Source organism: Streptococcus sp. HMSC034E03, from assembly GCF_001811505.1.
Taxonomy (GTDB): Bacteria; Bacillota; Bacilli; order Lactobacillales; family Streptococcaceae; genus Streptococcus.
Genome location: NZ_KV804993.1, coordinates 31,786 through 32,061, shown reverse-complemented (window position 1 = coordinate 32,061; position 276 = coordinate 31,786). Strand labels below are relative to the sequence as shown.

Annotated in this window: 1 pseudogene; it reads right to left on the bottom strand. The window is 33.3% G+C overall.

Annotated elements, in window-relative coordinates:
• A pseudogene (locus HMPREF2805_RS11075) lies at positions 1-276 on the bottom strand (transposase); the annotation flags it as partial.

The window sequence follows — 276 nt, the reverse complement described above, 5'->3', positions numbered from 1 at the left end:
ATTTTTATATTCAGAGCGATGAAAATTCGTTTTTTGAAGTTGTCAAAGTTCCGAAAACCAAAGACATTGCGCTTGATAAGTTTGATGATATTATTAGTGACTTCTAATTTGGCGTTGGAATAGGGGAACTGAAGTGCATTGACAATTTTCTCTTTGTCCTTTAGAAAGGTTTTAAAGACAGTCTAAAAAGAGGATGAATCTGCTTTAGATTGTCCTCAATTAGTCCGAAAAATTTGTTAGGCTTCTTATTCTGAAAGTGGAAAAGCAAGAGTTGAT